We start from the raw sequence: 17,675 nt of genomic DNA on the forward strand, positions 1-17,675 counted from the left end.
GCTATCCCCCTTAAGTACGCCATATGGTGTCAACTGATTTCAAGGGGAGACGCCCGGTTATGAAAACCCAAGTCAAAGCATTGGTCGTAGGCGGCGGCGCCGTCGGGACCTCGATTGCCTATCACCTGGCCAAAGCGGGCTGGGACGACGTGATGTTGATCGAACGGGACGAACTGACGTCCGGGTCCACCTGGCACGCCGCGGGCCTGTTGCCGCTGTTCAACATGTCCTATGCGACGACCCATATCCACAAGTATTCGGTGGATTTCTACAAGACGCTTGAGGAAGAAACTGGCCTAAATGCAGGCTTCGCGGTTGTGGGCAACCTGCGCATGGCACAGACGCAAGAGCGTATGGACGAATACATGCTCTATGCCTCGACCGCCGAAACCTGTGATGTGAAATACGAGTGGCTGACCCCGGACCAGATCAAGGAACGCTGGCCGCTGATCGAGACATCGGATCTGAAGGGCGCGATCTATCACACCGAGGACGGTTATATTAACCCTGCTGACGTGACCCAGGCGATGGCCAAGGGGGCCCGCCAGCGCGGGGTTGAGATCGTGCGCAAGATGCAGGCTGACGCGTTCCACTGGAACGGCACGCACTGGGAAGTGACTTGCACCAAGATGGTTGAAAAGGGCGGCAACCTGGTGCCTTCCGACGAGCAGGTCGTAATCACCGCCGAACATGTTGTGACCGCATCGGGCAACCACGCGCAGCGCACAGCCAAGATGCTGGGCATCAAGATGCCAGCCATCCCGGTGGAACATACCTTTATCGTCATGGACAAAGACCCCGAGTTGGTCAAATGGCGCGAAGCAGGCAACCCCGAGCATCCCGTTGTCCGCGATGCCGACAACGAATCCTATGCGCGTGAAGAACGCGGTGGCTGGATTCTGGGTATCTATGAACACGGCGCCCCTGCGCAGTTCGAATTCGGTGTGCCGGACAGCTTTCGCGCCGACCTGTTCCCGCTGGATCTGGACCGGATCGCCGAGCAGTATATGGCAATGGCCGAGCGCGTGCCGTCCTGTGCCGAATCCGGCCTGAAGGATGATTTCAACGGCCCGATCTGCTATACACCGGATGGCAACCCGCTGGTTGGTCCGGCTCCTGGTTTGCGTAACATGTGGCTGGCCGAAGGTTTCAGCTTTGGCATCACCGCTGCGGGCGGGACCGGCTATTATCTGGCACAGATGATGGTCGATGGCGAAGCCGAGATCGACATGGCCTCGCTGGACCCCAAGCGTTACAGCAGCAACTGGATGACCACCGAGTTCGCGGCGCGCAAGAATGAAGAGTGCTATGAGCACGTCTATATCCTTCACCACCCGGATGAAGAGCGTGAAGCCTGCCGTCCGCTGCGTACCGTTCCGGCCTATGATCGTCAGAAAGCGCGCGGTGCTCAATTCGGCTGGGTGAATGGCTGGGAACGCCCGAACTATTTCGGCCCGCTGGACGCGCCCGAGAATTTCGACAAGGAAGCACGCTCGTTCCGTCGTGGCGGCTGGTGGCAGTACGCCGTCGAAGAAGCCAAAGCGATCCGCGAAGGTGTTGGCCTGATCGACGCGTCGGCCTTCACCAAGCATGTCGTCAAAGGCCCCGGTGCCACCCAATTCTTGGATTGGTTCACCTGCAACAAGCTGCCCAAGGTCGGTCGTATCAACCTGACCTACGCGCTGACCTCGCACGGGACCACCCGCACCGAATACACCATCGTCCGCAATGGCGAGAACAACTACTACATCGTCTCTGCCGGTGCATGGACCGAGTACGACGCCGACTACCTGCGTAAAGCAGCCGAGGACAAGATGGGGGAGTTCGGTTACATCGAAATCCAGGACGTGACCACGCAATGGGGCGTCTTCGCTATCGCCGGACCCAAGTCGCGTGATGTTCTGAAAGAAGTCATCAAGGACGCCGACCCGGAAACCGCGCTGTCCAACAAACGCTTCCCGTGGCTGTCGGCCCGTCAGATCGAACTGGGCATGTGCCCGGTCAACGCGATCCGCGTGGCCTATACCGGTGAGCTGGGCTGGGAACTGCACCATCCGATCGAGATGCAGAACTACCTGTTCGACCTGCTGGAAAAGGCCGGTGAGAAGCACGGTATGAAGCTGGTCGGTGCCCGTGCCCAGAACTGGCTGCGTCAGGAGAAATCTTACCGCGCCTTTGGCACCGAACTGGGCCGCGATGCGACCCCGTTGGAAGCCGACCTGCCGCGCTTTGTCGACCTGTCCAAGGACTTCCACGGCAAGGCCAAGCTGGAAGAGACCGGTGTGCGCGCCAAGTGCTGCACCTTGCTGATCGACGGTCCGGCCGATGCTGACCCGTGGGGCCGCGAGGCGCTGTACACGCCAGAAGGCGAGCGTGTAGGCCGTCTGACCTCGGGCGGCTATTCTGTCGCGTTCGAGAAGTCGATCGGGATGGGCTATGTGAAGCCTGATCTGGCAGTCGAAGGCACCAAGCTGAAGGTCAAGATGCAGGACAAGCTGTGGGATGCTGTCGTGACATGCGACAGCCCCTATGATCCGAAAAACGAAACCATCCGCAAGGACGGCTGATCAATCTAAGGCCCCGGAATTTCCGGGGCCTTTTCTGTTGGTTACGCGGATAGCTCGTCGAAACATTCCAACGCCTTGGCAGCATACATCATGGCTGGTCCACCACCCATCTGAATGGCCATACCCAAAACGTCGGACACCTCCTCGCGTGTTGCGCCTGCTTTGACCAACGCGTCGGTGTGCAGGGTAATGCAGGGCTCGCAGCGGAGCGACACCGACATGCCCAACGCTATAAATTCCTTTGTTTTATAGTCGAGCGTTCCGCCTTCCTTCACAGCCTTCCCAAGTGCGCCGAATGCGCGCGACGTGTCGGGAATGGCCCCGTTGAGATTGCGCAAACTTGTACGAGTTGCCGAGAGCTTTTCTTGCCAAGCCATTTTGAGTGCCTTTTTCATATAAGATAACGGGAATATGTGCGGGCAGTGGTAAGTTGACCTTGATCTCGATCAGTTGGCAGGGCGCTCGGAAACAAATGCAAGGTTATTTGCGGGCATGTCGATGGTTTTCAGCACGCGCAACCCTACCTGCTGGAACAGGCCAAGCATATCTTTGTCGTTCTTGTAGCCAATGTCGGGATCTTGTCCGATCAGAGCCTCGTGAAACCTTTTGTCCCCGTCGCTTGTCAATTGGCCCGAGCGTTTGAATGGGCCGTACAAAACGAACCTCCCGTTTTCAGTCAGGGACTGAGCGATTTCGGCGAAAATGGTTCTGGTATCCTGCCAACTGATCAAATGTATCAGGTTGATCAAGACGATCAGGTCCTGCGATGGGAAGCGCGCATGCCAGCCCGAATTCGTTGCGTCCAGATGTTCGGCGCTTGCCACGTTGGGTAAGGCGCTGGCATAGGCGTCGATGCTATTGCGGCGTTCAGGGTCAGGTTCGGTGGGATGCCACGTCAGATCGGGCAGCAAATCAGCAAACGCACAGACATGCTGACCGGTTCCGCTTGCAATCTCCAATGCGTGCCCGCGGCGCGGTGCCCAGTCTTGTAGCACCGCACAAAGCGCATCGGAGTTCCGCGTTGCTGCCGGGGCAACAAGTTTACCATCCTCCCCCACGTTGGCGACACTCGCAGAGGGCGGTAGATAGCGTTTGATCATCTGTTCAACCTGTTTGGGGTCAGCGATTTGACACTGTCAGGATCCAGCACCGGCGCGTTTCCGATCACAAGATCACACAACAACTGCGAAGCTGCTGGTGCTGTTTGGAAACCATACCCGCCTTGACCCGCAGACCAGATAAACGACGGGTCAATCGGGTCGGGCCCAAGCACCAAGGTTCCGTCCGGTGCGAAACTGCGCAATCCTGCCCAGTTCGTTTCGACCCGTGTTACTGCCTCGGTCATCAATTCTTCATAGCGCGCCAGACCTTCGGCCAGCACCATGTCGTCGGCATAGGCGTCCTGAGGTGGTACGGTGTCGGCTTCGCAAGGCGAAACAAGCAGCTTGCCCGCGTCTGGTTTGGCGTACCATGTTTCGCCTGTGCCCAGCATCATGGGCCATCCGGATACATCATGGCCTCCGGGGGCGGGCAGCCGCGCCATTGATCGGCGGCGAGGAGAGATGCCGATAGGTGATACCCCGGCAAGCATGGCGATTTCGTCCACCCATGCACCGGCCGCATTCACCAGGTTGCGGGCTTCGAAGATCTGCCCGGCCTCGACCAGCCAATGCCGCTCTTTTCGAATGCCGGTTACTTTGCTTTTGGTTGCAACGGTTCCCCCGTTCTTGCGAATGGTCCGCGCGAAATCCTGCAACAGACGATCAGTATCGATGTCAAATGCGGCTTCACTGATTGCCGCGAAACCCACCTTGGCCGGGTTCAGGATTGGAACGCTCGAAATCGCCTGATCCATCGAAATTCTTTCCATGTTCAGGTCTACGCGGTCGGCTTCGAAAACTTCGCTCTGGTCAAATGAACCGATCAGCATCAGTCCGCGCGGGGTCAGGTACCCACCGTCCTGCGTGCGCAGGAATGCCGCTCCAGCCCTGTTCAGCGCCACCACGGATGGCGGACCATAGCTTTCTTCAAACAGGGCTGCCGAGCGACCCGACGCGTGATACCCCAAGGCGTCTTCGGCCTCTAAAACCATCACGGTTCCATATTGCGACAAGCGCGCTCCGGCGCTCAACCCGGCAATTCCGCCCCCGATGACGAGGAAATCGATCATTATTTGTGTTCCTTCCGCAGCAGGTTCGCCACAAGTTTTCTGGGCTTCATTTAGCTCTTTGGGTCAAGCATTTGGCATTTCGAAGATTCTCCAAAATATATGCAGCCTTGAATTTGGGCTTCAACCCGGTCAAAGAAGTATCAAAACGAACAGGAGGGCAAGGTGACCGCAGCAGATCTTCATCCAATGGCCACTGGGCACATTCCCCGATACGTCGTCGCAGCTGACGGAAGCGATTACCTTTTTTCGGCTATGGTCGTCTTCTTTGTCATTCTCGTGGTGCTGATCGGTGTTGGGTACCTGACGCTTCATTCGGTTCCGGAAAAAATGGCGCACGAGAACAACCATCCGCAATTTCAGTTGGTGGGTATTCTGGCACTGCTGGCACTATTTACACATAACGGGATATTCTGGATTGCCGCCGTACTGGTCGCAGGGTTCCAGTTTCCGGATTTTGCAACCCCGCTTAAAAACATCGCCGATGCCATTCGTTCTCTTGGACGTGCGATTGCTCCGGAACCGGTGCCCGAGGCACCTGCGCCAACCCCTGGCGTTTCAGAATCCACCGACGTTCAGGAACAAAACACATGATTGAGACTCTGCTTTGCGCCCTGATCACGGTGCTGCCCGATTATCTGTTCCGCCGGTTCGTTCAAGGCAAACGTATCGGTCACGAGATCACCCTTTTCACCATGTGGTACGAATTGCGCTGGGGTCTTACGACCTGTGCCATTCTGGCGCTGACGGTAATCACCACACTGTTTTATTTTCACCCAGCCAGCAAAACCGCAGCGTCCTATTTTCGAACCGTGACGATCCTGCCGCAACTTGGTGGTCGTGTTTCGGAAATTTTCGTTAAGAACAACGAACTGGTAACCGCTGGCCAGCCGATTTTCAGGATCGAAGATTTCAGCCAGACAGCACAGGTTCAGGCGGCAAATGCACAGATCGCACAGGTTCAGGCCTCGCTGAAAGTGGCTGAAACTGATCTGGCCGAAGCTGATGCCGGTATTGCCGGCGCCAAGGCGGCTTTGGCGCAGTCCTTGGACGATCTTGAACGAAATACGACCCTGCGCGACCAAGGTTCAAGCGCTGTCCGGCTGACCGAGATCGAGCGACTGGAAAACCTTGTTGCCGAGCGTGAGGCGCAGGTGGTTGCGGCCGAATCCAGGCGTGCGGCAGTTGAACAGCAGATCGAAGAGCTGATCCCCGCGCAACTGGCCAGCGCCATTGCACAGCTGGATGCCGCGCAGACCGAGTTGGACAAAACGCTGATTGTCGCCGGTGTTACCGGTCGGGTCGAGCAGTTTAGCCTGCAAGTTGGTGATTACGTGAGCCCTTTGTTGCGTCCTGCGGGCATCCTCGTTCCATCGCATACCGGACATGACCGTTTTCAGGCTGCTTTCAACCAGCTGTCTGCTCAGGTGATCAAACCAGGTATGATCGGTGAGTTGGGCTGCATGACCAAGCCATTCACCGTAATTCCCACTGTAGTGGTCGAGGTACAGGATGTCATACCGTCCGGCCAGATCCGTCCATCGGATGAATTGCGGGATGTGCAGAATAACACCAATCCCGGCTCGATTCTGGTCTATATGGAGCCGCTGTATAAAGGTATGGCCGATGACCTTCCTCCGGGCAGCAACTGTCTGGCCAATGTCTACACCGACAACCATGACCGTCTGGAACACGAGGATCTGGGCTTTTGGAAAGCTGCTTTCCTGCACGTGGTCGACACAATTGGCGTGGTCCATGCGGCAGGTTTGCGTTTGCGCCTGATCCTGATGCCCGTTAACACGCTGGTGCTGACCGGGCATTGATCCGGTTCCCGCAGAACAGTTCTTAACGCGCCCGGCAGGTTCCCCGCCGGGCGCTCGTATTATTAAAGCGCTGCTTTGAACAGCTGTGTCAGGTTTTCTTTGGTCAACTCAATCGGGTTCCCGCCACATGACGGGTCGATGATTGCGCCTTCGACGAGCGTTGGGATTGATGTCTCGGTAACGCCAAGGTCTGCCAGCTTTCGCGGGATGCCGAGGCTGTCGTTGAATTCCTGCACAAAGGCGCGGAAGCCATCGAACCCTCCGTTGATACCCAGATAGGCGGCAGCCTGCTGGAAACGATCTGCGATGGCGGGAGCATTGAAATCCAGCACGGCGGGCATGCAGACCGCATTGGTGGTGCCGTGATGGGTGTTGAAGTGCGCGCCGACCGGGTGGCTCATGGCGTGGATCGCACCAAGACCTTTTTGGAAGGCAGTTGCGCCCATGGCAGCAGCGCTCATCATCTGGGCGCGGGCCTCAATGTCGCTGCCATCTGCGTAGGCGCGCGGAAGATATTCTTTCACCAAACGCATTCCTTCCAGTGCGATGCCCTGGCTCATCGGGTGATAATGCGGGCTCGAATAGGCTTCGACACAATGCGCGAAGGCATCCAGACCGGTGCCTGCGGTGATAAATTTGGGCATCCCAACCGTCAGTTCAGGATCGCAGATCACCACCGTCGGCAGCACCTTGGGGTGGAAGATGATCTTCTTGGCATGGGTCTCGGAATTTGTGATGACGCTGGCGCGGCCTACCTCGGACCCGGTTCCCGCAGTCGTCGGAACCGCAATGATCGGCGCGATCGCATCCGCGTCGGCACGGGTCCACCAGTCGCCGATATCCTCAAAGTCCCACACGGGCCGCGTCTGGCCGCACATGAAGGCGACCATCTTGCCCAGATCCAGCCCCGAGCCGCCGCCAAAGGCAATCACACCATCGTGCCCACCGGCCTTGTATGCCGCAACGCCTGCGTCGAGGTTTTTCTCATTCGGGTTTGGGTCCACGTCACTGAATACACCGCGGCCCAGACCAGCTGCCTCCATGATATCCAGCGTCGCCGCAGTGATCGGCAGATCGGCCAACCCCTTGTCCGTGACCAACAGGGGTTTCTTCATCCCGGCTGTGGCACAGGCTGCGGGCAGTTCCTTGATGCGTCCGGCACCAAATTTGATTGCGGTCGGATAGGACCAGTTTCCAACAAGTGACATGTCAGGTTTCCTTTGTGATTTGAGACCTGCTCGGGCGAGGGGGTCAGACCCGAGCAGGCCGTCGTCCTTAGCCCGTGACCTTCTTCAGGTGGTAAGATTTTGGACGGGTGAGATTGTGATAGCCGATGACCGAAAGACCACCGCCGCGCCCGGTATTCTTGCAACCGGTCCAGCACAGCCCAGGGTCCAGATAGTCGGCCCGGTTCATGAAGACGGTGCCGGTCTCGATCTGGTCGCCCACACGCGCCGCGCGGTCCACATCGCGGGTCCAAAGGCTGGCTGTCAGACCAAACTCGCTGTCGTTCATCAGCGCGATGGCCTCAGCATCCGAGGACACTTTCATGATGCCCACCACCGGGCCAAAACTTTCGTCCCGCATCACCCGCATATCATGGGTCACATTGGTCAGAATCTGCGGCGTGAGATATGCGCCGCCGTCATCCTCGGGGAAGGCTTCAATATGCGCGACCGCACCGGCCTCAACCGCTTCGGCAATCTGCGCGCGCACCTCGTCAGCGAAACGCACATTGGCCATCGGACCAATGGTTGTTTCGGCGTCCAGCGGATTGCCCAGTTTGTAGCCTTTCACGATCTCAACGGCCTTGGCGACAAAGTCATCATACAGGCTTTCGTGAACGTAAATCCGCTCGATCCCACAGCAACACTGGCCCGAATTGAACATCGCGCCGTCGATCAACGTATCGACCGCCGCGTCCAGATCGGCGTCGTCCATGACATAACCCGGATCCTTGCCGCCCAGTTCAGTGCCCACGCCCGTAAAAGTCCCCGCCGCCGCACGCTCCATGGCCTGACCGCCACCGACCGAACCGGTGAAGTTCACAAAGTCGAACGCGTTACCCGCGATGAGGTCATTGGTCACGTCGTGGCTGAGGAACACATTCTGGAACACGTCTTCGGGCACCCCCGCCGAATGGAACGCCTGCGCCATCCGCTCACCAACCAACAAAGTCTGGGTTGCGTGCTTCAGAACAACCGTGTTGCCCGCGATCAGCGCGGGCGCCACCGTGTTGATCGCCGTCATGTAAGGATAGTTCCAGGGGGCAACCACAAAGACCACCCCATGCGGAATACGCTTGATATAGCGTTTGAAGGTTTCATCTTCACCCACGGCAATATCGGCCAGTGACGTCTCGGCGATCTTTGCCATATGGCTGGCACGTTCGTTGAAGCCACCAAACTCGCCGCCATAGCGCACCGGGCGACCCATCATATGCGCCAGTTCCGGAACGATCTCATCATTCATCGCGCCGACAGCCGCGACGCCCGCCATCACCAGATCAATCCGCTCCTGCAACGGTCGCGCTGCCCAGGCTCCCTGCGCCGCCCGCGCCCGCGCCGCGACCTCAAACGCAGCCTCCCGCGACAGCACCTCGCGTTCCGCATAAACCGATCCATCGATCGGCGAGACACATTGCAACATCTGCCCCATAGTTACTCCATCTCTAAAGAGAGCAGGATCCCTGCTTCATCTGGCCATAAATATCCCGGGGTGCGCGAGGGGCTGGCCCCTCGCTTCCTCCCTCTCAAGCCCGCTCAAACCCGCGGGCCACTTCCCAATCGGTTACCACGCGCTCGAATTCCTCGATTTCGACCTCAGCCGCACGGGTATAGTGATCGACAACCTCATCGCCCATCGCCGCGCGCAGCATCTGTGATCCGTGCAAAGCGTTGCGTGCATCCTTCAATGTACCCGGGATCTTTCCCGTCTCGCCCTGATAGACATCGCCCTTGGTCGGCGGCTGCAACTCCAGCCCTTCTTCGATCCCTGCGATCCCGGCCGCCAGCATCCCTGCAATCGCCAGATAGGGGTTCATGTCCGACCCGGGAATACGGCACTCGACCCGTATCGCCTTGGTGCCATCCCCGCACAGGCGGTACCCGGCCGTACGGTTGTCTACAGACCAAATGATCCGTGTCGGTGCAAAGGTGCCCTTCATGAACCGCTTGTAGCTGTTGATGTACGGTGCCATGAAATACGTGTAATCAGCGGCGTATTTCAGCAGGCCGGCCATATAGCTTTTCATCAGCGCCGACATGCCCAGTTCATCCCCGGCATCATAGAAGGCAGGTTTGCCATCCGCCCATAGCGACTGATGCACATGCGACGAGCTACCAACCCTTTCATGATGCCATTTCGGCAGGAAGGTCACCGCATGACCCTGCTGCCAGGCGATTTCTTTCACCGCGTTCTTGGCGATCGAGTGATTCTCTGCCGTGTCCATCGCTGGTGCGTATTTGATGTTCAGTTCTTCCTGCCCGGCCTCGGCCTCACCTTTGGTGTTCTCGACCGGGATGCCCGCATCCCACAGGTGGTTGCGGATCGGGCGCATCACATGCTCTTCCTTGGTGGTCTGCAGAATGTGATAATCTTCGTTATAGCCCGAGATCGGCTCCAAATCGCGGAACCCTTCCTTTCGGATTGCATCAAAACTCTTCGCGAACAGGAAGAATTCCAGTTCGGTGGCGCACATCGCCTCATACCCCATCGCCTTCAGGCGGTTCACCTGTTTCTTCAGGATCGAACGCGGCGCATGTGGCACTTCCTCATGGGTGTGGTGATCCAGCATATCGCACATGACCATCGCGGTGCCTTCCAGCCAGGGCACCGGGCGCAATGTGCTAAGGTCTGGCTTCATCACATAGTCGCCATAACCCCGCTCCCAGCTGGTCGAGGCATACCCATCCGGCGTCGCCATCTCGAGGTCCGTGGCCAGCAAGTAGTTACAGCAATGTGTCTCTTCCCACGCGCCAGCCACAAAATGACCTGCATGAAAACGCTTGCCCATCAAACGACCCTGCATGTCAACCATGCAAACCAATACTGTGTCGATCGCGCCGTCTGCGACAAGCGATTTCAGGGTTTCGAAAGTCAGAGTTGCGGTCATGAAACAAACCTCATGCGTTGAGTAGGGGCGCCGAATGACAGCGCCCCTGTTTTGATATCAATCGAAGGTGTAAGGGGCACCGGCCTGGTTAATGACCGAGTTATACTCACGGAAGATACCAACGATCTTCTGGTGAATTTCGCCTTCCTGTGCGACCTCGTCCCAGAATTCGATAGCGGCATTTTCCACTTCTTTCCATTCCGCTGCCGGAACCTGACGCAGCTGTAGCTTGTCACCCTTTGCGCGCAAGGCCGCTTCACCGCCCCAGTACCACTGGTTACGATAGGTGTGGCCTGCTTCGACGCCCGCCATCACAACCGATTTCAGGTGGTCGGGCAGCTCGGCCCAGCGTTCCTGGTTTGCAAACCAGGACCCAATCCACGCGCCCGAGATGTTGTTGGTCAGGAAGTAGTCGGTCACATTGGCCCAGCCAACGGTGTAGTCTTCAGTGATGCCCGACCAGGCCATTCCGTCCAACTCACCGGTTTGCACCGCCACTTCCGCGTCTTCGTAGGGGATATTGACCGGTACAACGCCAAACTTGGCAAGAAAACGCCCGGCCGTCGGGAAGGTATAGAGCTTCAGCCCATCCAGGTCGCCAAGGCTTTTGATTTCCTTTTTGGTGTTGAAGTTGCAGGGGTCCTGACCCGCTGCCGACAGCCACGTCACACCAACCTTCTCATATTCCGAGCGCCAGATATCAGCCAAACCGTACTGGTTGAACAGCACCGGAACGTCCAGAATATGCTTGGTAGCGAAGGGGAAATAGCCCCCGAATTGACGCAGCGGAGTAGGCGAAGCCATGGAATCGTCGTCCGAATGAACACCATCAATCGTGCCGCGTTGCAGGGCCTGGAACAGTTCACCTGTCGGAACGATCTGGTCCGCATAGAACAGTTCGATCTCAAGCTCGCCATTGGCATTGGCGTTGATGTAATCGATGGCTGGCTTGGTCACATGCTCGCCCAATGCGCCACCGGCATAGGTCTGGAACCGCCACTTGATGGCGGATTGCGCTTTGACGATCGCAGGAGAGGCCAGTGTGGCGGCTCCCGCCAGACCGGCGGAGCTTAGAAATCTGCGTCTTGTAGTCATTGTCTTTTCTCCTCTGTTTAGTCTTGCTGAACTTCGCCCCTTGCCGGGGTCTTGTGACTTAATTTCCATAGACATAATTCGGCAGCCAAAGCGCGATTTCAGGAAAGATGATGATTATGGCCAAGGCGCAGACCATCACCAGAACAAATGGAACGATCGAACTGTAGATATCGCGCAGCGATATTTCCGGGGGGGCCATCGCGCGCATCAGGAACAGGTTATAGCCGAATGGCGGCGTCATATAAGCGATCTGCGTGGTGATCGTATAAAGTACGCCGTACCAGATAAGATCAAAGCCAAGCGCACCCACCAGCGGAACGTAAAGCGGCGCGACGATAACCAGCATGGCCGTATCGTCCAGAAACGTGCCCATCAGGATAAAGCTGAGCTGCATGAGAACCAGGATCATCCACGGGGAAAGACCCAGTTTTTCGGTGAACAGGCTTTCGATTGCCTTGACCGCACCCAACCCGTCGAAGACAGCGCCAAAAGCCAGAGCCGCCAGAATGATCCACATGAACATGCACGAGATGCCCAATGTGTGCCGAATTGAATTCTCGAAAACCGTGCGTGTCAGCCGTCCTTTCAGAAAGGCGGCCAGCATGGCCGTGGTGGCTCCGATGGCAGAGGATTCCACCAATGATGTCCAACCGTTAACAAAAGGGACCATCATCACCATAAATATGCCCAAGGGTAACAACCCGGCTTGCAACAGCAGCAGCTTTTCTCGCAACGGAATGTCGCGGTCTTCCGCGGGCAGGACCGGGCCGAGCGACGGATTGATGCGGCAGCGGATGACAATGTAGATTATGAACATGGTAGCCATCATTAGCCCGGGTATCACTCCGGCGAGCCATAGCTGGCCAACGGGTTGCCGCGCGATCATGGCATAAAGAACCAGAACAACGGATGGTGGCACCAGAATCCCAAGGGATGATCCGGCCTGAATGACGCCGGTCACCATGCGCTTGTCATAGTTCCGGCGCAGCAATTCCGGCAAGGCAATCGTGGCACCAATCGCCATACCTGCAACGGACAACCCGTTCATTGCCGAGATCAGAACCATCAGCCCGATGGTTCCAACAGCCAGACCACCGGACAGGCCGCCCATCCAGACATGGAACATCTTGTAAAGATCATCTGCGATCCGGCTTTCGGAAAGGATGTACCCCATGAAAATGAACATGGGCAGTGTCAGCAGCGGGTACCACTTCATGACCTTGATCGCAGCGGCAAAACCCAGATCGTAACCGCCCCTATCCCCCCAAAGGAACAAGGCTGAAACCACAGCGACACAGCCGATTGCACCAAAGACGCGCTGGCCGGTCAGCATCATTAGCATCATTGATGCGAACATCAGCAAGGCAATCATCTCGTATGACATCAGATTACCTCACGCGGGATATCGTCGCCGCACAGGCGCAAGATATCCTTGAACAATTCGGACACGGCTTGCAGCAGCATCAGGAAGATACCGATAACCATGATCAGCTTGACCGGCCACAGGTAGGGCCGCCAGATCGTCGCGCTGCGCTCACCGCCATATTGGAAAGAATACATCAGGCTGTCCCATCCACCCCACAGCAAGATGAGCAGATAAATGATCAGGAATACGACTGTGAAGGCATCCGTCCAGGCCTTGCGGCGATGAGACCATTCGCCATAAAGCAGGTCCATTCGCACGTTTGACCCCATCTGGATCGAATAAGGGCCACCAAGCATATAGTAGGCCACCATGGCGAACTGAGCCATCTCGAGTGTCCAGAGCGACGGTACGAAAAAGGTTTTCGAGACCGAAGACCAGAACAGAATACCCATCATGACGAAAATGCCGTACATGACGACGCGTCCGATCCAGCGGTTCGTTCGATCAATGACCGCCACGTAGCCCCGCAAGAACTTCATCTCGATACCTCAACTCTCATTGTTTCGCCTCTGTGTGCGAATACGCATCAATTACCGTTTGCAGGATCGGCGTCAGAATCCCGGCGATGCGGTCTACTCCCGTTGGTGTGTCGATAAGATCGTTTCGAACCTCGACCATGACATTCGGAAGCCCCCGACTGATCGCATGTTCCTGCAACGTGTGCGTGACGCCATCCGTGGCAGAGTAAGGTTCGTTCAACGCGGCATTCAGACCCGAGCCCTTGGCACAGCGCAGCATAAGTTGGGCCGCCCTGTCATCTTCGTCATGAAGAATGCCCAGTTCGACTGATCGTGTCTTTCCGTTGTAGACGGGCGTGAAACTGTGCATCGTGACAACGACAGGCGGCCGGTCCTGCGCGTCCAGAGTGGACGACAAAAGCTGTTTGAACGGCTCATAAACCTCGTGGATTCTTTGGGCGCGTTGGGTGTCTGTCAGGTTCTCATTGCCGGGAATGGAAAACACTTCGCTTACCTGCGGCATAGCATCTGCACGTTCAGGCGAGCGGTTGCAGTCGTAAACAAGTCGGCTGATGCAGGAATGAACCAGCGGCGCGTCCAAAGCCTTCATCAATTCGACCGAAAGCGCCAATGCGCCAATATCCCATGCTGCATGAGACAATGCTGCGTCCTCAGTCAGGCCCAATCCGTTCAATGACGCTGGGATGAATCGGCTAGCATGTTCGCATACCAAAACGCACTGCGCCCGGCCGTTGGCATTCTGCGCGCGGGCTGCCGGAGCTTCGGTTGGAAGTAGCATTGGTGTCTCGGAATCGTGGTGCATAAGAAGCATTTGTTACAGCAACCTCAGACCTGTCAAGAAAATTACTGTAGACAAAATTACAAACAATCATATCCTGTAAAAAATTTGAGAAATGAAGGTGCCGATGGCCACCGTTGCGAAACTTGTCAAACAGCGGATACAGGAAGAGCTTGACGATCTGACACGGTCAGAACGGCAGCTGGCCTCGGTACTTTTGCAGGATTATCCAATGACCGGCTTGCAATCGATCACCAAGCTGGCAGCTGCTGCGCAGGTCTCGACCCCGACGGTCATACGTATGGCACGCAAGCTGGGTTTCGACGGTTTTCCCGCCCTGCAGGACGCCCTGCGAGAAGAGGTGGCGGCACAGATCAAAAAGCCGATCTCGAAACGGGATGCCTGGGTTGTGGATGACGCGGCGGAGCATCCCACAACGCGGTTTGCGCAGGCTGTTTGGACAAATATGCGCCACACGCTGGAACGTCTGGACAAAGAGATGTTCGACACCGTTGCCCAGCTTCTGGCAAATACGGATCGCCATCTTTACGTCGTGGGCGGGCGTATCACGCGTTCAAATGCGGACTATCTGTTCAATCACATGCAGATTATTCGACCCAATGTGACGATGCTGGGCAATTCGGCAAACGTTTGGCCGCAGTACCTGCTTGATATGGATGAAACCTCGGTTCTGGTGATTTTTGATATCCGCCGATACGAGGCCTATCTCGAGAAATTGGCGCAGGTCGCATCAAGCCGCGGCGTGACGGTTATCCTGTTCACCGACCAATGGGGATCACCGATAGGCAAGACCGCCAATTACACCTTTCACGCACTGGTCGAGGCGCCATCTAGCTGGGATTCAACAATAGCATTGCAGCTGATATCGGAGACCCTGATCGCTGAAGTGCAAGAGGCACGGTGGGAAGAAAGCAAGGAGCGCATCGAGGAACTTGAGCGGTTTTTCTCCTCGACGCGGATATTCCGCAGTCACGATTGAAGGCCGTACTTCCACCGGGAAATATCACGGTTTTGGTCGTGCAAATTTTCACACTTCCCGCTTGACGCGCCCCGGCGCATGACTTAACCAGCGCAAACCATTTGCGGGTATAGCTTAATGGTAAAGCCCCTGCCTTCCAAGCAGGCTATGTCGGTTCGATTCCGTCTACCCGCTCCAATCCCCACTAATTTCTGCGTCAAATGGCCCTTATGGCTGTCTGTTTTTGGCAGGAATGCTTGACCAGAACGGCGGCTGGGGCCAAGAAAGCGTTCACTTTGTAGCGTTCAATTCACAAGGGCCGGACATGGCAAGACAGACCGCCAATAAACCAGCACAATCAGCGGCTCCTGGCGCTAGTGAAGAGCGGGCCCGCTCAAGGAAAATCGGGGTGCTGGGGTCGCTTTGGCCCTTCATGAAGCCTTACAGGCTATTGATGATCGGGGCGACAATGGCGCTGATCCTGACGGCCAGCATGACGCTGACCCTGCCATTGGCCGTGCGGCGCGTCGTCGACAATTTCCGCATTCAGGACGGTGAATTGCTGGACTGGTACTTTTTGGCAGCGTTGGGCATTGCCGCTGTTCTGGCTGCGGGAACCGGTATCAGATATGCGTTGGTCACACGGTTGGGGGAACGTGTGGTTGCTGACATCCGCAAGGCTGTATTTGATCGTGTGATCGGCATGAGCCCCGAATTCTACGAACGCATCATGACCGGTGAAGTGTTGAGCAGGATCACCACCGACACGACACTCATCCAATCGGTTCTTGGCTCATCCGTTTCCATCGCGCTGCGCAATATGCTGATGTTTATCGGCGGGCTGGTTCTGATGCTGTTGACCTCGGCCAAGCTGACCGGGCTTGTCTTGCTGCTTATCCCCGTGGTGGTGGTGCCGATATTGATTCTGGGTCGGCGTTTGCGCGTGATCAGCCGTGAAAACCAGGATTGGATCGCTGCGTCATCCGGAAACGCGGGCGAGGCATTGGGGGCGGTACAGACCGTGCAGGCATTTACCCACGAACAGGCCAGCCGGCAGCAATTTGATGAGATGACCGAGATGTCCTATACCGTTTCACTGCGTCGGATTCAGACGCGCGCGGTGCTAACGGTGATTGTGATATTTCTGGTATTTTCAGGCATCGTTGGCGTTCTGTGGATGGGTGCAAATGACGTACGCAACGGTGTGATGACCGAGGGCGTTCTGATTCAATTCGTGATCTACTCGATCATCATGGCGGGTTCAGTCGCGGCCCTGTCCGAGATTTGGAGCGAGCTTCAGCGCGCCGCCGGAGCCACCGAGCGACTTGTCGAGTTGCTGAATGCCGAAGATTCGGTTTCGGACCCGGCCAAACCCGCTCCTTTGCCAAAGGACGTCCGAGGGGAGATTCGGTTCGAAGATGTAAGTTTTCGCTATCCAGCGCGCCCCGATACAATCGCGCTGGATCACTTGTCGCTTCAGGTAAACCCGGGCGAGACCGTTGCCTTTGTCGGACCGTCAGGGGCGGGTAAGACGACGATCATTCAATTGATTCAACGGTTCTATGACCCAAATTCGGGCCGGGTGATGTTGGATTGCCATGATCTGCGGGAACTGGATCGCACAGATTTCCGAAAGTACATGTCATTGGTGCCGCAGGATCCAGTGATCTTTGCCGCCTCAGCCCGCGAAAACATTCGTTTCGGTCGTCTGGACGCAACGGATGCCGAAGTAGAAGCCGCAGCCCGTGCCGCCATCGCACATGATTTCATTGCCGCATTGCCCGATGGGTATGACAGTTTTGTCGGCGAACGCGGTGTCATGCTGTCGGGTGGGCAAAAGCAGCGTATCGCAATCGCCCGCGCAATATTGCGCGACGCACCTGTGCTGCTGCTGGACGAGGCGACCTCGGCCCTTGATGCGGAAAGTGAACGTGCAGTGCAGGGCGCAGTGGATCAGATGCGTGCCGGCCGCACGACCCTGATTGTTGCGCACAGATTGGCCACCGTAAAGAAAGCCGACCGCATTGTCGTTCTGGAAGAGGGCCGTATCGTGGCGCAGGGCAGCCATGATGATCTGGTGTCCCAGGATGGGCTATATGCGCGCCTCGCACGGTTGCAGTTCACCGATGGCGTAGCAGCAGAATAGGAGTGACGCTCGGGCATTTGTGAATTCGCCGTAGCGTCATTCTACAGTTTACTCTCTTTCAAAGCTAAGGCCTCGCTTGCGCGAGGTTTGTTTTGCTTCCA

General features: G+C 56.9%; 15 protein-coding genes and 1 tRNA gene. 6 read left to right on the top strand and 10 right to left on the bottom strand.

The window, feature by feature from the left end; genetic code table 11:
- The first annotated feature begins 59 nt into the window (after positions 1-59).
- Entirely contained in the window at positions 60-2,567 is a 2,508-nt protein-coding gene (locus tag AC2FLU_RS14965; protein ID WP_480516118.1) for a GcvT family protein, read from the top strand.
- 41 nt (positions 2,568-2,608) lie between these two features.
- On the opposite strand, the gene AC2FLU_RS14970 is transcribed toward AC2FLU_RS14965, so the two are convergent.
- The 3 genes from AC2FLU_RS14970 to AC2FLU_RS14980 all read right to left on the bottom strand — a co-directional run bounded on the left by AC2FLU_RS14970 (position 2,609) and on the right by AC2FLU_RS14980 (position 4,737).
- Positions 2,609-2,944, bottom strand: coding sequence for a carboxymuconolactone decarboxylase family protein (locus tag AC2FLU_RS14970; protein ID WP_209504659.1), 336 nt, complete (start codon positions 2,942-2,944; stop codon positions 2,609-2,611).
- A 69-nt stretch (positions 2,945-3,013) separates the two neighbouring features.
- The gene (locus AC2FLU_RS14975; protein ID WP_480475690.1) at positions 3,014-3,667 is read right to left on the bottom strand and encodes a DUF938 domain-containing protein; all 654 of its coding nucleotides are present in this window, start codon (positions 3,665-3,667) and stop codon (positions 3,014-3,016) included.
- On the bottom strand, positions 3,664-4,737 hold the full coding sequence (locus tag AC2FLU_RS14980) for an NAD(P)/FAD-dependent oxidoreductase (protein WP_496809091.1): 1,074 nt from the start codon (positions 4,735-4,737) through the stop codon (positions 3,664-3,666). Before AC2FLU_RS14980 ends, AC2FLU_RS14975 begins: the two co-directional genes overlap by 4 nt.
- Before the next feature lie 186 nt (positions 4,738-4,923).
- On the opposite strand from AC2FLU_RS14980, the gene AC2FLU_RS14985 reads away from it, so the two are divergent.
- The gene (locus AC2FLU_RS14985) at positions 4,924-5,328 is read left to right on the top strand and encodes a hypothetical protein (RefSeq protein ID WP_480476916.1); all 405 of its coding nucleotides are present in this window, start codon (positions 4,924-4,926) and stop codon (positions 5,326-5,328) included.
- Positions 5,325-6,557, top strand: a complete 1,233-nt coding sequence (locus tag AC2FLU_RS14990) for an HlyD family secretion protein (protein ID WP_480554009.1) — start codon at positions 5,325-5,327, stop codon at positions 6,555-6,557. The genes AC2FLU_RS14985 and AC2FLU_RS14990 overlap by 4 nt, the downstream gene beginning before the upstream one ends.
- A gap of 62 nt (positions 6,558-6,619) precedes the next feature.
- On the opposite strand, the gene AC2FLU_RS14995 is transcribed toward AC2FLU_RS14990, so the two are convergent.
- The 7 genes from AC2FLU_RS14995 to AC2FLU_RS15025 form a co-directional block, all read right to left on the bottom strand.
- Positions 6,620-7,765: an iron-containing alcohol dehydrogenase gene (locus AC2FLU_RS14995; protein ID WP_496714875.1), complete on the bottom strand. Its 1,146-nt coding sequence runs from the start codon at positions 7,763-7,765 to the stop codon at positions 6,620-6,622.
- Between the two features lie 67 nt (positions 7,766-7,832).
- Positions 7,833-9,215: an aldehyde dehydrogenase family protein gene (locus AC2FLU_RS15000; RefSeq protein WP_480554010.1), complete on the bottom strand. Its 1,383-nt coding sequence runs from the start codon at positions 9,213-9,215 to the stop codon at positions 7,833-7,835.
- Positions 9,216-9,309: 94 nt separating this feature from the next.
- Positions 9,310-10,671, bottom strand: a complete 1,362-nt coding sequence (locus AC2FLU_RS15005) for a glutamine synthetase family protein (RefSeq protein WP_496809092.1) — start codon at positions 10,669-10,671, stop codon at positions 9,310-9,312.
- A 57-nt stretch (positions 10,672-10,728) separates the two neighbouring features.
- Positions 10,729-11,766, bottom strand: coding sequence for a TRAP transporter substrate-binding protein (locus AC2FLU_RS15010; protein WP_480475702.1), 1,038 nt, complete (start codon positions 11,764-11,766; stop codon positions 10,729-10,731).
- A gap of 58 nt (positions 11,767-11,824) precedes the next feature.
- The gene (locus tag AC2FLU_RS15015) at positions 11,825-13,150 is read right to left on the bottom strand and encodes a TRAP transporter large permease (protein ID WP_480624546.1); all 1,326 of its coding nucleotides are present in this window, start codon (positions 13,148-13,150) and stop codon (positions 11,825-11,827) included.
- Positions 13,150-13,671 (bottom strand): TRAP transporter small permease subunit, encoded by a 522-nt coding sequence (locus AC2FLU_RS15020; RefSeq protein ID WP_480475706.1) that lies wholly within the window; start codon positions 13,669-13,671, stop codon positions 13,150-13,152. Before AC2FLU_RS15020 ends, AC2FLU_RS15015 begins: the two co-directional genes overlap by 1 nt.
- 16 nt (positions 13,672-13,687) lie before the next feature.
- Positions 13,688-14,449 carry an N-formylglutamate amidohydrolase gene (locus AC2FLU_RS15025; protein ID WP_480516130.1) on the bottom strand — a complete coding sequence of 254 codons (762 nt, stop codon included), beginning with the start codon at positions 14,447-14,449 and terminating at the stop codon, positions 13,688-13,690.
- A 127-nt stretch (positions 14,450-14,576) separates the two neighbouring features.
- Here AC2FLU_RS15025 and AC2FLU_RS15030 point away from each other — a divergent pair, with 127 nt between their 5' ends.
- From AC2FLU_RS15030 to AC2FLU_RS15040, 3 genes are all read left to right on the top strand, one after another.
- A complete protein-coding gene (locus AC2FLU_RS15030; RefSeq protein ID WP_480482048.1) occupies positions 14,577-15,449 on the top strand; it encodes a MurR/RpiR family transcriptional regulator in 873 nt (290 codons plus the stop codon).
- A 103-nt stretch (positions 15,450-15,552) separates the two neighbouring features.
- A tRNA-Gly gene (locus tag AC2FLU_RS15035) sits at positions 15,553-15,626 on the top strand.
- Between the two features lie 127 nt (positions 15,627-15,753).
- Positions 15,754-17,574, top strand: a complete 1,821-nt coding sequence (locus AC2FLU_RS15040) for an ABC transporter transmembrane domain-containing protein (protein ID WP_480624547.1) — start codon at positions 15,754-15,756, stop codon at positions 17,572-17,574.
- Positions 17,575-17,675 lie beyond the last annotated feature (101 nt).

The organism is Ruegeria sp. SAZD013 (assembly GCF_059612525.1).

Coding starts and splice junctions, on each gene's coding strand:
- AC2FLU_RS14965 (WP_480516118.1), top strand. CDS start 60: ATGAAAACCCAAGTCAAAGCATTGGTCGTAGGCGGCGGCGCCGTCGGG.
- AC2FLU_RS14970 (WP_209504659.1), bottom strand. CDS start 2,944: ATGGCTTGGCAAGAAAAGCTCTCGGCAACTCGTACAAGTTTGCGCAAT.
- AC2FLU_RS14975 (WP_480475690.1), bottom strand. CDS start 3,667: ATGATCAAACGCTATCTACCGCCCTCTGCGAGTGTCGCCAACGTGGGG.
- AC2FLU_RS14980 (WP_496809091.1), bottom strand. CDS start 4,737: ATGATCGATTTCCTCGTCATCGGGGGCGGAATTGCCGGGTTGAGCGCC.
- AC2FLU_RS14985 (WP_480476916.1), top strand. CDS start 4,924: ATGGCCACTGGGCACATTCCCCGATACGTCGTCGCAGCTGACGGAAGC.
- AC2FLU_RS14990 (WP_480554009.1), top strand. CDS start 5,325: ATGATTGAGACTCTGCTTTGCGCCCTGATCACGGTGCTGCCCGATTAT.
- AC2FLU_RS14995 (WP_496714875.1), bottom strand. CDS start 7,765: ATGTCACTTGTTGGAAACTGGTCCTATCCGACCGCAATCAAATTTGGT.
- AC2FLU_RS15000 (WP_480554010.1), bottom strand. CDS start 9,215: ATGGGGCAGATGTTGCAATGTGTCTCGCCGATCGATGGATCGGTTTAT.
- AC2FLU_RS15005 (WP_496809092.1), bottom strand. CDS start 10,671: ATGACCGCAACTCTGACTTTCGAAACCCTGAAATCGCTTGTCGCAGAC.
- AC2FLU_RS15010 (WP_480475702.1), bottom strand. CDS start 11,766: ATGACTACAAGACGCAGATTTCTAAGCTCCGCCGGTCTGGCGGGAGCC.
- AC2FLU_RS15015 (WP_480624546.1), bottom strand. CDS start 13,150: ATGTCATACGAGATGATTGCCTTGCTGATGTTCGCATCAATGATGCTA.
- AC2FLU_RS15020 (WP_480475706.1), bottom strand. CDS start 13,671: ATGAAGTTCTTGCGGGGCTACGTGGCGGTCATTGATCGAACGAACCGC.
- AC2FLU_RS15025 (WP_480516130.1), bottom strand. CDS start 14,449: ATGCTACTTCCAACCGAAGCTCCGGCAGCCCGCGCGCAGAATGCCAAC.
- AC2FLU_RS15030 (WP_480482048.1), top strand. CDS start 14,577: ATGGCCACCGTTGCGAAACTTGTCAAACAGCGGATACAGGAAGAGCTT.
- AC2FLU_RS15040 (WP_480624547.1), top strand. CDS start 15,754: ATGGCAAGACAGACCGCCAATAAACCAGCACAATCAGCGGCTCCTGGC.